Annotated in this window: 15 protein-coding genes; 12 read left to right on the top strand and 3 right to left on the bottom strand. The window is 72.6% G+C overall.

Translation table 11 applies throughout. The features are described from left to right. Positions 1 to 109: 109 nt before the first annotated feature. Positions 110 to 514 carry a VOC family protein gene (locus tag AB0O36_RS28945; RefSeq protein WP_365115280.1) on the top strand — a complete coding sequence of 135 codons (405 nt, stop codon included), beginning with the start codon at positions 110 to 112 and terminating at the stop codon, positions 512 to 514. Here AB0O36_RS28945 and AB0O36_RS28940 read toward each other — a convergent pair. From AB0O36_RS28940 to AB0O36_RS28930, 3 genes are all read right to left on the bottom strand, one after another. Further along, positions 442 to 1,173 carry a helix-turn-helix domain-containing protein gene (locus AB0O36_RS28940; protein WP_365115279.1) on the bottom strand — a complete coding sequence of 244 codons (732 nt, stop codon included), beginning with the start codon at positions 1,171 to 1,173 and terminating at the stop codon, positions 442 to 444. The two genes, AB0O36_RS28945 and AB0O36_RS28940, sit on opposite strands and share 73 nt — an antisense overlap. 53 nt (positions 1,174 to 1,226) lie before the next feature. Continuing rightward, positions 1,227 to 2,516 (bottom strand): glycosyltransferase, encoded by a 1,290-nt coding sequence (locus AB0O36_RS28935; RefSeq protein ID WP_365115277.1) that lies wholly within the window; start codon positions 2,514 to 2,516, stop codon positions 1,227 to 1,229. Between the two features lie 112 nt (positions 2,517 to 2,628). Continuing rightward, positions 2,629 to 3,672: a YihY/virulence factor BrkB family protein gene (locus tag AB0O36_RS28930; protein ID WP_365115275.1), complete on the bottom strand. Its 1,044-nt coding sequence runs from the start codon at positions 3,670 to 3,672 to the stop codon at positions 2,629 to 2,631. A 173-nt stretch (positions 3,673 to 3,845) separates the two neighbouring features. Here AB0O36_RS28930 and AB0O36_RS28925 point away from each other — a divergent pair, with 173 nt between their 5' ends. The 11 genes from AB0O36_RS28925 to AB0O36_RS28875 all read left to right on the top strand — a co-directional run. After that, complete coding sequence (locus AB0O36_RS28925) at positions 3,846 to 5,492, top strand: acyl-CoA dehydrogenase family protein (RefSeq protein WP_365115273.1); 1,647 nt, start codon at positions 3,846 to 3,848, stop codon at positions 5,490 to 5,492. 360 nt (positions 5,493 to 5,852) lie between these two features. After that, a complete protein-coding gene (locus AB0O36_RS28920) occupies positions 5,853 to 7,118 on the top strand; it encodes a GAF domain-containing protein (protein WP_365115272.1) in 1,266 nt (421 codons plus the stop codon). Positions 7,119 to 7,122: 4 nt separating this feature from the next. Next, positions 7,123 to 7,695: a GNAT family N-acetyltransferase gene (locus AB0O36_RS28915; RefSeq protein WP_365115270.1), complete on the top strand. Its 573-nt coding sequence runs from the start codon at positions 7,123 to 7,125 to the stop codon at positions 7,693 to 7,695. 172 nt (positions 7,696 to 7,867) lie between these two features. Further along, positions 7,868 to 7,999, top strand: coding sequence for a putative leader peptide (locus AB0O36_RS28910; RefSeq protein WP_365115268.1), 132 nt, complete (start codon positions 7,868 to 7,870; stop codon positions 7,997 to 7,999). Positions 8,000 to 8,184: 185 nt separating this feature from the next. Continuing rightward, positions 8,185 to 9,888, top strand: coding sequence for a nitrite/sulfite reductase (locus AB0O36_RS28905; protein ID WP_365115267.1), 1,704 nt, complete (start codon positions 8,185 to 8,187; stop codon positions 9,886 to 9,888). Then, on the top strand, positions 9,885 to 10,064 hold the full coding sequence (locus AB0O36_RS28900) for a hypothetical protein (protein ID WP_365115266.1): 180 nt from the start codon (positions 9,885 to 9,887) through the stop codon (positions 10,062 to 10,064). Before AB0O36_RS28905 ends, AB0O36_RS28900 begins: the two co-directional genes overlap by 4 nt. After that, on the top strand, positions 10,061 to 10,771 hold the full coding sequence (locus tag AB0O36_RS28895; RefSeq protein ID WP_365115264.1) for a phosphoadenylyl-sulfate reductase: 711 nt from the start codon (positions 10,061 to 10,063) through the stop codon (positions 10,769 to 10,771). The genes AB0O36_RS28900 and AB0O36_RS28895 overlap by 4 nt, the downstream gene beginning before the upstream one ends. Before the next feature lie 68 nt (positions 10,772 to 10,839). Beyond that, the gene (cysC, locus tag AB0O36_RS28890; protein ID WP_365115262.1) at positions 10,840 to 11,385 is read left to right on the top strand and encodes an adenylyl-sulfate kinase; all 546 of its coding nucleotides are present in this window, start codon (positions 10,840 to 10,842) and stop codon (positions 11,383 to 11,385) included. Then, positions 11,382 to 12,326: a sulfate adenylyltransferase subunit CysD gene (gene cysD, locus AB0O36_RS28885; RefSeq protein WP_365115261.1), complete on the top strand. Its 945-nt coding sequence runs from the start codon at positions 11,382 to 11,384 to the stop codon at positions 12,324 to 12,326. The genes cysC and cysD overlap by 4 nt, the downstream gene beginning before the upstream one ends. Before the next feature lie 2 nt (positions 12,327 to 12,328). Continuing rightward, positions 12,329 to 13,660 carry a GTP-binding protein gene (locus AB0O36_RS28880; protein ID WP_365115260.1) on the top strand — a complete coding sequence of 444 codons (1,332 nt, stop codon included), beginning with the start codon at positions 12,329 to 12,331 and terminating at the stop codon, positions 13,658 to 13,660. A gap of 216 nt (positions 13,661 to 13,876) precedes the next feature. Next, on the top strand, positions 13,877 to 14,229 hold a 353-nt coding region (locus AB0O36_RS28875; protein WP_365115259.1), incomplete at its 3' end, for an ABC transporter substrate-binding protein.

The following is a 14,229-nucleotide window of genomic DNA, read 5'->3' as shown; positions in this document are numbered from 1 at the left end:
TGTGACGACGCCGGCCCGGGAAACCTCCCCGGGCCGGCGTCGTCGCGTGCGCGTCTCCGTGTCCGATTCCTTCAAGACCGGAGCGGCGGGACCGGCCTAGCCTGCCCCCATGACTCCTCGACTCGACATGATCGGCCTGGTCACCGGTGACATGGCCGCCTCGCTCGCCTTCTACCGCCGGCTCGGCCTGGAGATCCCGGAGGGGTCGGACGACCAGCCCCACGTGGAGGCCGCGCTGCCCGGCGGGATGCGGATCGCCTGGGACACCGAGGACGTGGTCCGCTCGCTGGATCCGGAGTGGACGCGCCCGACCGGGGGTCAGCGCCGCGAGCTGGCGTTCCTGTGCGACTCGCCCGCCGAGGTCGACGCCCTCCACGACGAGCTGACTGCGGCCGGGTACCAGGGGCACCTCAAGCCCTGGGACGCGTTCTGGGGGCAGCGCTACGCCGTCGTCCTCGACCCGGACGGCTGCGGGGTGTCGCTGTTCGCCCCGTCCGGGCCGGACGCGACGTAGCCGGTGAGGGTGGTGCCCGTGAGGGCGCGCACCTCGCGGGCCAGGTGGGCCTGGTCGGCGTAGCCGGTGCCGTGGGCCACCTCGGCGTACGGTACGCCCGCCCGGACCCGGGCCAGGGCCCGCTGCATGCGGAGCACCCGGCCGAGGGTCTTCGCGCCGTAGCCGAACGCCGCCAGGGAGCGGCGGTGCAGCTGCCGCGGGCCCAGGCCCAGCGTGTCCGCGATGCGGGCGACCGTCTGGCCGGCCCGCAGGCGGAGCACCACGTCGGCGATCAGCGGGTCCGGAACCACGTCCCGGCTCCGGGCGAGCGCGTCGAGACCGGCGAGGGGGTCGGCGTACGAGGCGATCCGGCCGGTCAGGGCCCGGACCTCCCGGGCGGGCCACAGTTCGGCCAGTTCGACGCGCCGGTCGCGCAGCTCGTACGCCGGTACGCCGAGCAGCGCGGGCGCGGCCCCGGGCGCGAAGCGGATCCCGGCGAAGCCGGAACCGGGCACCTCCCGCGCCGGGTGCGCCCGGGTGTCGGGGCCCGCCACCAGCAGCCGCCCCTCCACCCACAACAGGTCCATGCACCCGTCGGGCAGCACCGTCCCGGCGGGGCCGTCGGCCCGCCACAGCACCGCGCCGGGGACGAGCCCGGAGGGCCGTTCGGTGTACGCCACCCTCCCAGCCTAGGCGGGCTCGGAGCGGGGGGCCGCGGCGGTCGGCCGCGGCCTCACTCCAGCCGTGCGAGCGCTTCCGCGACCCGTGCCGCGCCGTCCTCGGCGGCCAGGGCGGCCGCCACCCGGCGGGGCCCTTGGGGCGGGATCGCCAGCGCGCCGCGGATCGCGGCGGCCAGGGACTCGGCGGTGAGGCGCTGGTGGCGCAGCGGGCGGGGCGCGGTGCCCAGCCGGTGCAGCCGGGCGGCCCAGAAGTGCTGGTCGAGCTGGACCGGCACGGGGACGCCGGGCACGCCGGCCCGCAGTCCGGCCGCGCTGGTGCCCGCGCCCGCGTGGTGGATCACGGCGGCGGTGCGCGGGAACAGCCAGTCGTGCGGGGTGTCGCCGATGGTCAGCAGGTCGTCGCCGGTGACGTGCAGGCCGGTCCAGCCGGACTGGACCAGGCCGCGGACGCCGGCCAGCCGGAAGGCCCGTACGAGGAGCGCGGAGAGGCGTTCCGGGTCGGGGGCGACGAAGCTGCCGAAGCCGGCGAGGACCGGGGGCGGGCCGGCGGCGAGGAAGTCCAGGAGCCGGGGTTCGGGCTGCCAGCCGGGCGGTGCGGCGGGCCACCAGTAGCCGGTCACCCGGTGGCCGGCGGGCCAGTCCGAGGGGCGGGGCACCACGGAGGGGCTGTAGCCGTGCAGCACGGTGCGGTCGCGGGCCGGGCCGAGGGGGCCGGTGAAGCGGCGGGCGGGCAGGCCCAGTTCGCGGCGCAGGGTGCCCACGGCGGGGGCGAACAGGCGGTCGGCGCCGGCCCACAGGGCGTATCCGGCGAGCCGGTTGAGGGTGCGGCCGTATGAGTGCGCGCCGGTGATCAGGGGCGGGAACTCGGCGGTGGGGAGGATCGGTTGGAGGTACACCCCGAGGCAGGGGATGCCGAGGGCCTCGCCGAGCGCCGAGCACATCGGGTCGGTGAGCGTGGAGGCGAGGAGGACGTCGGCGCCGTCCGCACCTCCCGTGCCCGCCGTGCCGTCGGTGCCGTCGGTGCCGTCCGTGCCGCCCCGGACGGCCGCGGTGATGCCCTCGGCGAGCCGGGGCATGAAGGTGCGGGCCATCCGCACGGCGTGCGCCATGGCGACGGGCGGGGCGGCCGCGCGGGCGAGGGAGCGGCCGCGGGCGGAGGCCAGTTCCTCGCGCGGGTCGACCGGCAGCGGACGGAAGCCGAGGCCGTGGGAGGCGATCTGTCCGGCGAACCGGGCGTGGGTGGCCACGGACACCCGGTGCCCGGCGGCGGCGAGCCGCACGCCGAGCCCGGTGTAGGGGGCGACGTCACCCCACGAGCCTACGGTCACGATCAGTACGTGCACGGTGGCATGGTGTCAGGTGCGCGCCTCGGTGACCACGGGCCCGAGCCGGACGCCGGACCCGGGCGCCGACTACCGACCACCGCGCGCCGACCGCCGCATCCGCTCCGCACCCTCAGGGATGCGGGTGCCGCTCCCGGTGGAGCCGCGAGCGGTAGTCCTCGGGAGGCAGGAAGTTGGACCAGCGCTCCGGGAACTCGGAGGGCATGCCGGAGTCCTCGTCGTCCTCGGACTCGCCCTCGGCCAGGGCCCGCCAGGCCGCCGCGCGGGCGATCAGCTGGGCGGCCTCTGCCTCCCGGGCCCGTTCGTTGGCCTCGCGGGCCGCGGCGGTGGCCACGGACGGCCAGACGCGGTCGATGGCGGCGTTGACGGCGGCTCCGACCAGCACCGCGAAGGCCGAGATGCCGATCCACAGCAGCACCGCGACGGGCGCGGCGAGGGAACCGTAGATGGTGGGGCCCTCGACGGTGCTGGTCAGGTAGATGCGGAGCAGGAACGATCCGAGCACCCACATCGCGAGGGCCACCAGCGCGCCCGGTACGTCCTCGATCCACGGCGACCGCACGGGGACGGACACGTGGTACAGGGTGGTCAGGAAGGCGATGGAGAGCAGGGTGACGGTCGGCCAGTAGAGCACCGCGATCACGCTGGTTCCCCAGGGCACCAGGCGGACGACGGCGTCCGGGCCGACCACCATCAGCGGCAGCACGATGGCGCCGATCAGCAGGGCGACCACGTACAGCAGGAAGGCGAGCAGGCGGGTCTTGACGATGCCGCGCCGCCCGTCGAGGCCGTACATCACCGTGATGGTGTCGATGAAGACGTTGACCGCGCGGGAGCCGGACCACAGGGCGAAGGCGAAGCCCAGGGAGATGATGTCGGGCCGGCCGCGGCTGGTGACGTCGTCGAGCAGGGGTCTGGCGATCTCGTTGACGCCGCGGTCGGAGAGGACCGTGCCGACCGCCGTCAGGATGTTGTCCTTGATGCTGGCGACGGTGGTGGTGTCGGTCCAGTCGTCCACGTATCCGAGGAGGCCGATCAGGCCGAGGAAGAGCGGCGGCATGGACAGCAGGGTGAAGAACGCCGCCTCGGCCGCGAGCCCCAGGATGCGGTACTCGATGCAGGAATTGACGGTGTCCTTGAGCAGCAGCCACGCCATCTTGCGCTTGGAGACGTTGCGGTAGAGGGCGCGTGCCCGGTGGAGCCGCCCGTGGGGATGTCCGTGACGTGCGTGACGTCCGCGTCCTCCGGCGGGTCCGGGGGGCCCGGGAGGCCCGGGGGGCTGCCCGGGGGGTGTTTCTTTTGCTGGCTGCACGTCCTTACGGTATCCGCATGGCAGCCACCACCCACACAGTGAGCAACCAGGCCCCACCCCTTGTGGGGTACGACGTCTACGGCGGTGACCGCGCCCTGACCGAGGGCGTGGAACGGCACCTCGCTCCGGAACTCCTGGAGCAGGCACGGCAGGAGCTCGGTGATCTCGGGCGTGCCGCGGGGTCGGCCCAGGCCCAGGACTGGGGCGCGCAGGCCAACGGGAATCCGCCGGTACTGCGGACGCACGACCGATACGGACACAGGATCGACGAGGTGGAATTCCACCCGGCGTACCACCGGGTGCTCGGCAAGGCGGTGACGTCGGGTCTGACGGACGCCTGGGGGCGTCCGGGCGGGCATGTGCGGCGCGCGGCCGGGTTCTTCGTCTGGTCGCAGGCGGAGGCGGGGCACGCGTGCCCGGTGTCGATGACCCATGCGGCGGTGCCGGCGCTGCGCGTGGACCCGGAGCTGGCCGCCGAGTGGGAGCCGCGGCTCACCTCGCACGTGTACGAGGTGGGGCTGCGGCCGGCCGCCGAGAAGGCCGGCGTGCTGTTCGGCATGGGGATGACCGAGAAGCAGGGCGGCAGCGACGTACGGGCGAACACGACGGCCGCGAAGCCGCTGGACGCGGCCGGGGAGTACCTGCTCACCGGGCACAAGTGGTTCTGTTCCGCGCCGATGTCGGACGGTTTCCTGGTGCTGGCGCAGGCGCCGGGAGGTCTGAGCTGCTTCCTCCTGCCGCGGGTGCTGCCGGACGGCACGCGCAACGCGTTCGCGGTCCAGCGGTTGAAGGACAAGCTGGGCAACAAGTCGAACGCCTCCGCGGAGGTCGAGTTCGACGGGACGTGGGCGCGGCTGGTCGGTGAGGAGGGGCGCGGCGTCCGGACCATCATCGAAATGGTCGCGGCGACCCGCCTCGACTGTGTGATCGGGTCGGCGGCGCTGGTCCGGCAGGCGCTGACGCAGGCCGTGCACCACGCAGAGCACCGCTCCGCTTTCGGAGCGAAGCTCATCGACCAGCCGCTGATGCGCAACGTGCTCGCCGATCTGGCGCTGGAGTCGGAGGCCGCGACCGTCCTGATGCTCAGGCTGGCGGCCGCGTACGACGCCGTGCAGGACTCGGGCGACGAGCAGGAGCGGGCCTTCCTCCGGCTGGCCGTGCCGGCCGCGAAGTACTGGGTGACGAAACGTTGCACGCCGGCCGTCGTGGAGGCCCTGGAGTGCCTGGGCGGCAACGGCTACGTCGAGGAGTCCGGGCTTCCCCGGCTGCTGCGCGAGTCCCCGCTGAACTCCATCTGGGAGGGCTCGGGCAACGTACAGGCACTGGACGTGCTGCGGGCACTGCAGCGCGAGCCCCAGGCGCTCAACGCGTTCCTGCAGGAGATCGGCCGGGCCCGCGGCGCGGACCACCGGCTGGACGCGGCGATCAAGGACCTGTTCACCGAACTCGCGGACCTGACCGGCCTGGAGGCCCGGGCCCGCCGCGTCGTGGAACGCATGGCCCTGGTGCTGCAGGGTTCGCTGCTGGTCCGCTGGGCCCCGGCGCAGGTCGCGGACGCGTTCTGCGCCTCCCGCCTGGGCGGTGACTGGGGTACGGCCTTCGGCACGCTGCCGCACACCCTGGACCTGCGATCGGTGGTGGAGCGCGCCCGCATCGTGAACTGACGGCCGGCGCGGGCCGGGATCGCGGGCAGGGGAGGTCCCCAAACCCCACCGAACCCGGATCCGGCCCGTCGCAGGACGGGGTGGCGCCGCGCCGACTCGGCGCCACCCCTGTTTTTCCGAGAAAGCCCCGAGGAGGAGCCGGACACCGTCACGGGGGGCGGCGTCGTGCACAGTTTCGGTCGCAGGAACGGCACTTGGCGAGAGTTGCATACCGTTGCAACCTAGGGTCCTGGATCCCGCCGCGCACCCGTGTGCAGCAGGGGTGAGCCGTGGGGGAAGCGGCGGACCCGGTGGTAGGTCCTGTTCTACGGGGAGGCTCCGGTGGCCCACACCGCAGTTGATTTGGCCCGGCTTTCGGCCATGGACGCGCGCGATGCCTCGCGCCTGCTGAAGGGGGTACGGGCGGCCACGCTGGCCGGGGACCGGCCACCGGCCGCCCCGCGGCCGGAGATCGCCGCGTCCTGGCGCCGCATGCTGGACGGCGGGGTCCACCCCGACCGCGACAGCCGCTCGCGGCTCCTCACACCGGCGGAGACCGAGGAGCGGCGGCACGTCACACCACTCCGGCAGATCCTGCCGGTCCTCCGCGAGGGCCTGCTCCCGGCCCTGGACGGCGCCCTCCACATCATGGTGGTCGCGGACGCGGACGGCCGCCTGCTCTGGCGGGAAGGGGCGTCCTCGATCCTCCGCAAGGCGGACCGCCTGGGCTTTGGCGTGGGCGCCCACTGGGACGAATCGGTGGTGGGCACCAACGGCGTGGGCACGGCCCTGGTGACCGGCCGGCCGGTGCAGGTGTTCTCGGCGGAGCACTTCGTCTCCTCGCACCACGACTGGACGTGCGCGGGCGCCCCCGTCCACGACCCCCGGGACGGCCGGCTGCTCGGCGTGGTGGACGTCAGCGGCCCCCTGGCCACCATGCACCCGGCCACCCTCGCCTGGGTGAGCTCGGTGGCCCGCCTCGCCGAGCGCGAGCTGCAGATCCGCCACCTGGAATCGCTCGAACGCCTCCGCTCGATCTCGGCACCGCTCCTCGCCCGCCTGCCGGCCGGAGAGCGGGCCCTCACCGTGGACCCGCAGGGCTGGCCGGCCGCGGTCACCGGTCTGGCACCCCCCGGCCGCATCCCCCTCCCCCCGTCCTTCGGCCCCGGCAGACAGTGGCTTCCCCAGCTCGGCGACTGCGCGGTGGAGCCCCTCCCCGGCGGCTGGCTGCTGCGGGCCGGCGGCGCCGGTACGAACACCGCGGTCAGCCGGACCGTCCTGGACCTCAGCCGGCGCTCCTGCACGGCCACGGTGTACGGGGCCGCCGGCAGCTGGTCCCTGGAGCTGAGCCCGCGCCACGCGGAGCTCCTCTTCCTCCTCGCCGAACGCCCCCGGGGCTGGTCCGCCGCGGAACTGGCCGCAGAGGTCTTCGGCGACGCGACCCGCACGGTCACGGTCCGCGCCGAGCTGTCACGGATCCGCCGCAACCTGGCGGGCGTACTCGCGCACCGCCCGTACCGCTTCGGGGACGGCGTGGAGATCGAACTGATCCGCCCGGCCGTCGACGGAGACCTGCTGCCGCACTCCACGGCCCCCACGGTGATCAGGGCCCGGCTGGGCCGACCGGGTGACGGCGTGCTTCCCTGAACGCATGAGCGACCCCACCATCACCCTCACGACCTGGTCCCTGGAGATGACCTCTCCGGAGGACCTGGTCCCCGCCTCCCGCCGACCGGGCCCCGAGGCCACGATCATGCGGGCGGAGGTCCCGTCCCCCGAGTTCAGCCGCTTCCTCTACGCCTCCGTCGGCGGCGACATCCACTGGACGGACCGCCTCACGCTGACCCGTGCGGAATGGGTGGACCAGCTGGACCGGCCCGGGGTCGAGACCTGGGTCGCGTACGACCGCGGCACCCCGGCGGGGTACGTGGAGCTGGACCCGCAGCCGGACGGCGTGGTGGAAATCATCTACTTCGGCCTGATCCCCGCCTTCCGCGGGCGCGGCATCGGCGGCTGGCTGCTCACGGAGGGCATCCGCCGCGCCTGGGACCTCTCCTCCCGCTGGCCCGACCGCGAGCCCACCCGCCGCGTCTGGCTCCACACCTGCAGCCAGGACGGCCCCACGGCGATGGACAACTACCTCAGCCGCGGCTTCAAGCTCTTCCACACCGAAACGGAAGAGAAGTCCCTGGCCCCGACCCCGGGCCCCTGGCCGGGCGCGTAGGCGACCACCGGTGGGACGGACCCCCTCAGGGCTCCGTCCCACCCCCACCGGCGGCCGGTGACGCACCGCATCCGCCCCCACACCCAACCCCCCGGAACACCCTGTTCCAGGGGCGGCCGCAAGGTGAGCCGGACCACACGGTCCCACGATTCGGGACGGATCTGTCCGGATTATGGACAGTAGTGGACTCCTCCAAGACCCGCATGCCACGCTTCCCCCCATGAATGGAGCTGGAATTGCCTTGGTGAGTCGGCGGCACGTCGACCTCGGCCGCATGTCCAGCGCCATCTGTCCGGCGAGCTGACGGAACCAGCACCGCCGCACACACCTCGCTCGCCCCCTCCCGCAGCGTCGCGGCGGACCGAGTCGAACCCGATGGCCGAACCGGTCCGTCCCCACCGCACGACGGGCCCCCAGCCTCGCTCGCCTGCCCCTGATTGCGCAGGTCACCCGCCCATGCCTTGAGCCGCCGAAGAAGGACGTACCGCCATGGCCGCCACCCCCGAAAAGCCCGCAGCCGCTCCCGCTGCCGCGCGCCGCAAGACCGGCCGTCACCGCGGTGAAGGCCAGTGGGCCGTCGGCCACCACACGCCCCTCAACGGCAACGAGCAGTTCAAGAAGGACGACGACGGTCTCAACGTGCGGACGCGCATTGAGACGATCTACTCCAAGAGCGGGTTCGACTCCATAGACCCCAACGACCTCCGCGGCCGTATGCGCTGGTGGGGCCTCTACACCCAGCGCAAGCCCGGTATCGACGGCGGCAAGACCGCGATCCTGGAGCCGGAGGAGCTGGACGACAAGTACTTCATGCTGCGCGTCCGCATCGACGGCGGCCGGCTGACCACCGAGCAGCTCCGCGTGATCGGCGAGATCTCCGAGGAGTTCGCCCGCGGCACCGCGGACATCACCGACCGCCAGAACGTGCAGTACCACTGGATCCGCATCGAGGACGTCCCGGAGATCTGGAACCGCCTGGAGGCCGTCGGCCTGTCGACGACCGAGGCCTGCGGTGACACCCCGCGCGTCATCCTCGGCTCCCCCGTCGCCGGCATCGCCGAGGAAGAGATCATCGACGGCACCCCCGCCATCGACGAGATCTACCGCCGGATCGTCGGCAACAAGGACTTCTCCAACCTGCCCCGCAAGTTCAAGTCCGCGATCTCCGGCTCGCCGCTGCTCGACGTGGCGCACGAGATCAACGACATCGCCTTCGTCGGCGTGAACCACCCGGAGCACGGCCCCGGCTTCGACGTCTGGGTCGGCGGCGGCCTGTCCACCAACCCCAAGCTGGGCGTCCGCCTGGGCACCTGGGTCTCCCTCGACGAGGTCCCGGACGTCTACGAGGGCGTCATCTCGATCTTCCGCGACTACGGCTACCGCCGGCTGCGCACCCGCGCCCGCCTGAAGTTCCTCGTCGCCGACTGGGGCGCGGAGAAGTTCCGCCAGGTCCTGGAGGACGAGTACCTCAACCGGAAGCTCACCGACGGCCCGGCCCCGCAGGAGCCCGCCGGCCAGTGGCGCGACCACATGGGCGTGCACCGCCAGACGGACGGCCGCTTCTACATCGGCTTCGCCCCGCGCGTGGGCCGGGTCGACGGCGCCACCCTGAACAAGATCGCCGACGTGGCCGAGCAGCACGGCTCCGGCCGGCTGCGCACCACCGCCGACCAGAAGATGATCCTGCTGGACATCGAGGAGGCTCAGGTCGACTCCGCGGTCGCCGCCCTGGAGGCGCTCGACCTGCGGGTCAACCCGTCCCCGTTCCGGCGCGGCACGATGGCCTGCACCGGCATCGAGTTCTGCAAGCTGGCCATCGTCGAGACCAAGGCGCGCGGCGCCTCGCTGATCGACGAGCTGGAGCGCCGCCTGCCGGAGTTCGAAGAGCCGCTCACCATCAACATCAACGGCTGCCCGAACGCCTGCGCCCGCATCCAGGTGGCGGACATCGGTCTCAAGGGCCAGCTCGTGCTGGACGACGACGGCAACCAGGTGGAGGGCTACCAGGTCCACCTGGGCGGCGCCCTCGGCCTGGAGGCCGGCTTCGGCCGCAAGGTCCGCGGCCTGAAGGTCACCAAGGACGGGCTGCCCGACTACGTGGAGCGGGTCGTCAAGCGCTTCGAGGAGGAGCGCGAGGACGGCGAGCGCTTCGCCGCCTGGGTCGGCCGTGCCAGCGACGCGAGCCTCTCATGAGCGAGCGCGCCGCACCGTTCTACTGCCCGTACTGCGGCGACGAGGACCTGTTCCCCAACGAGCAGGGCCACGGCGCCTGGGAATGCAGGTCGTGCAACCGAGCCTTCCAGCTGAAGTACCTCGGGCTGCTGTCCCGCGGACTTCAGTCCAACACCGTTGGAGGGGAAGACATATGACCACCACTCAGAACGCTCCGGGCGGCACCGCCCTGAAGGCGCTCGCCGAGCAGGCCGGCCGCGACCTGGAGGACGCCTCCCCGCTGGAGATCCTCACCTGGGCGGCCGAGACCTTCGGCGGGAAGTTCTGCGTGACCTCCTCCATGGAGGACGCGGTCGTGGCACACCTCGCGTCCCGCGCCTTCCCCGGCGTGGACGTGGTCTTCCTCGACACGGGCTACCACTTCGAGGAGACCATCGGCACCCGCGACGCGGTCGAGGCCGTGATGGACGTCAACGTCATCACCCTCACCCCGCGCCAGACGGTGGCCGAGCAGGACGCCCAGTACGGCCCGAAGCTGCACGACCGCGACCCGGACCTGTGCTGCTCGCTGCGCAAGGTCAAGCCGCTGGAAGAAGGCCTGACCGCGTACGACGCGTGGGCGACCGGCCTGCGCCGCGACGAGTCCCCGACCCGGGCGAACACCCCGGTGGTCGGCTGGGACGAGAAGCGGCAGAAGGTCAAGGTCTCCCCCATCGCCCGCTGGACCCAGGACGACGTGGACGCCTACGTCGCCGAGCACGGTGTCCTCACCAACCCGCTGCTGATGGACGGCTACGCCTCCGTCGGCTGCGCCCCCTGCACCCGCCGCGTGGCGGAGGGCGAGGACGCGCGGGCCGGCCGGTGGGCCGGCCGGGCGAAGACCGAGTGCGGACTGCACGGCTGATGGCGAACACCGCGTCGGCGAACACGGCATCGACGAACACGACGGAACAGAACGGGAAAGAGAAGCGGATGAGCGTGACCGGCCAGGGAGCCACGGTGTGGCTGACCGGTCTGCCCAGCGCGGGCAAGACCACCATCGCGTACGCGCTGGCCGAGCGGCTGCGTGCCGAGGGCCACAAGGTGGAGGTCCTCGACGGCGACGAGATCCGCGAGTTCCTCTCCGCCGGCCTGGGCTTCGGCCGCGAGGACCGCCACACCAACGTGCAGCGGATCGGCTTCGTCGCCGAGCTGCTCGCCAGCAACGGCGTCAAGGCCCTCGTCCCGGTGATCGCCCCGTTCGCCGACAGCCGCGAGGCCGTCCGCGAGCGGCACGCCGCCGCGGCGACGGACTACCTGGAGGTGCACGTGGCCACTCCGGTCGACGTGTGCTCCGAGCGGGACGTGAAGGGCCTGTACGCCAAGCAGGCCGCGGGCGAGATCTCCGGGCTGACCGGGGTCGACGACCCGTACGAGGCGCCGGAGTCCCCGGACCTCCGTATCGAGTCGCACACCCAGTCCGTGCAGGAGTCGGCCGACTCCCTGTACGCGCTGCTCACCGAGAGGGGTCTGGCATGACCACCGCCGCCACGCACCTGCACTCCGACGCGGGTGCCGACGCTCCGTACGCGCTGTCGCACCTGGACTCCCTGGAGTCCGAGGCCGTGCACATCTTCCGTGAGGTGGCGGGCGAGTTCGAGAAGCCGGTGATCCTCTTCTCCGGCGGCAAGGACTCGATCGTCATGCTGCACCTGGCGCTCAAGGCGTTCGCGCCGGCGCCGGTGCCGTTCTCCCTCCTGCACGTCGACACCGGGCACAACTTCCCCGAGGTCATCGAGTACCGCGACCGCACCGTCGCCGAGCACGGCCTGCGCCTGCACGTGGCCTCCGTCCAGGAGTACATCGACGCCGGCAAGCTGCGCGAGCGCCCGGACGGCACCCGCAACCCGCTGCAGACCGTCCCGCTGACCGAGGCGATCCAGCAGCACAAGTTCGACGCCGTGTTCGGCGGCGGCCGCCGCGACGAGGAGAAGGCCCGCGCCAAGGAGCGCGTGTTCTCCCTGCGCGACGAGTTCTCCCAGTGGGACCCGCGCCGGCAGCGCCCCGAGCTGTGGCAGCTCTACAACGGCCGTCACGCGGCCGGCGAGCACGTCCGCGTCTTCCCGCTGTCCAACTGGACCGAGCTCGACGTGTGGCAGTACATCGACCGCGAGGGCATCGAACTCCCCGAGATCTACTTCGCCCACGAGCGGGACGTGTTCCTGCGCAACGGCATGTGGCTGACCGCCGGCGAGTGGGGCGGCCCCAAGGACACCGAGACGGTGGAGAAGCGGCTCATCCGCTACCGCACCGTCGGCGACATGTCCTGCACCGGTGCCGTCGACTCCGACGCCACCACGCTGGACGCCGTGATCGCCGAGATCGCCGTCTCCCGCCTCACCGAGCGGGGTGCCACCCGCGCCGACGACAAGCTGTCCGAGGCCGCGATGGAAGACCGCAAGCGCGAAGGGTACTTCTAGAGATGACCAGCACCACCGAGCAGCTCAGCGCCACGACGCTGCTGCGCTTCGCGACCGCCGGCTCCGTCGACGACGGCAAGTCCACCCTGGTCGGCCGTCTGCTGCACGACTCCAAGTCGGTCCTGGAGGACCAGCTGGAGGCCGTGGAGCGGGTGTCCGCCGACCGCGGCCAGGACGCCCCGGACCTGGCCCTCCTCACCGACGGCCTGCGGGCCGAGCGGGAGCAGGGCATCACCATCGACGTGGCCTACCGCTACTTCGCGACCGCCCGCCGCCGGTTCATCCTGGCCGACACCCCCGGGCACGTGCAGTACACCCGGAACATGGTCACCGGTGCCTCCACCGCCGAGCTGGCCGTGGTCCTGGTCGACGCCCGCAACGGCGTGGTCGAGCAGACCCGTCGGCACGCGGCGGTCGCCGCCCTGCTGCGCGTCCCGCACGTGGTCCTGGCCGTCAACAAGATGGACCTCGTCGACTACCAGGAGTCCGTCTTCGCGGCGATCGCCGAGGAGTTCACCACGTACGCCTCCGAGCTGGGCGTCCCGGAGATCACCGCGATCCCGATCTCGGCGCTGGCCGGCGACAACGTGGTGGAGCCCTCCGCCAACATGGACTGGTACGGCGGCCCGACGGTGCTGGAGCACCTGGAGACCGTCCCGGTCAGCCACGACCTGACCGCCTGCCCGGCGCGTTTCCCGGTGCAGTACGTGATCCGGCCGCAGACCGCCGAGCACCCGGACTACCGGGGCTACGCCGGCCAGATCGCGTCCGGTGTGCTGCGGGTCGGCGAGGCCGTGACCGTGCTGCCGTCCGGGAAGAGCTCGGTGATCGAGGGCATCGACGCGCTCGGCGAGCCGGTGGACATCGCGTGGGCCCCGCAGTCGGTGACGCTCCGCCTCGCGGACGACATCGACATCTCCCGCGGCGACCTGATCGTGCCGGCCGGCAGCGCTCCGGCCGTCACCCAGGACGTCGAGGCGACGGTCTGCCACGTGGCCGACCAGCCGCTGGCGGTGGGTGCCCGGGTGCTGCTGAAGCACACCACGCGCACGGTCAAGGCGATCGTCAAGGACATCCCGTCCAAGCTGACGCTCGACGACCTCTCCCAGCACCCCGACCCGGGGCAGCTGGTGGCCAACGACATCGGCCGCGTCGTCGTCCGTACCGCCGAGCCGCTCGCGCTCGACGCGTACGCCGACTCGCGCCGCACCGGTTCCTTCCTGCTGATCGACCCGGCGGACGGCACCACCCTGGCGGCCGGCATGGCGGGCGAGTCCTTCGCCTCCAAGGCCGAGACCGCCTCCGTGCAGGACGAGGAAGGCTGGGACTTCTGACGATGTCGACGGACATCTTCTCCACCTTCGCCAAGGAGGGCGGCCGCGTCGGCAGCGGCGCCCTCGGCAGCGGCCAGGGAGGAGTGGCGCGATGTGTGCGATGACGTACGCGCACCGCTTGCGCGCCCTCACCCCCCACGAGCTGTACCTGCCCCTGCTCCACAGACGTAGACGCGTCGCATGAATTGACGGCGCGTCACGAGAGGAAGCCCTCCCGTGCCTGCCAACGTTTCCACCAGCAAGACCGCCCTGCGCCGCGGCCTGTCCGCTGCCGCCGCCCTGCCGCTGCTGATCGGCGTCCTCGCCTCCTGCGGCTACGGCTCCGACGCGAAGAAGGACGAGTCCGCGGACAAGGCCAACGTGGCGGCCGACGCCAAGAAGCTCTCCGCCTCCGAGGTCCGGATCGGCTACTTCCCGAACCTGACCCACGCCACCGCCCTGGTCGGCATCCAGGAGGGCCTGATCGCCAAGGAGCTCGGCGGCACCAGGATCAAGCCGCAGACCTTCAACGCCGGCCCCTCCGAGATCGAGGCCCTCAACGGCGGCTCCCTCGACATCGGCTTCATCGG

It is taken from the genome of Streptomyces sp. NPDC089799 (assembly GCF_040684755.1).
Classification (GTDB): Bacteria; Actinomycetota; Actinomycetes; order Streptomycetales; family Streptomycetaceae; genus Streptomyces.
The sequence above is the reverse complement of the archived record's forward strand: the minus strand, read 5'-3'. Positions and strand labels throughout refer to the sequence as shown.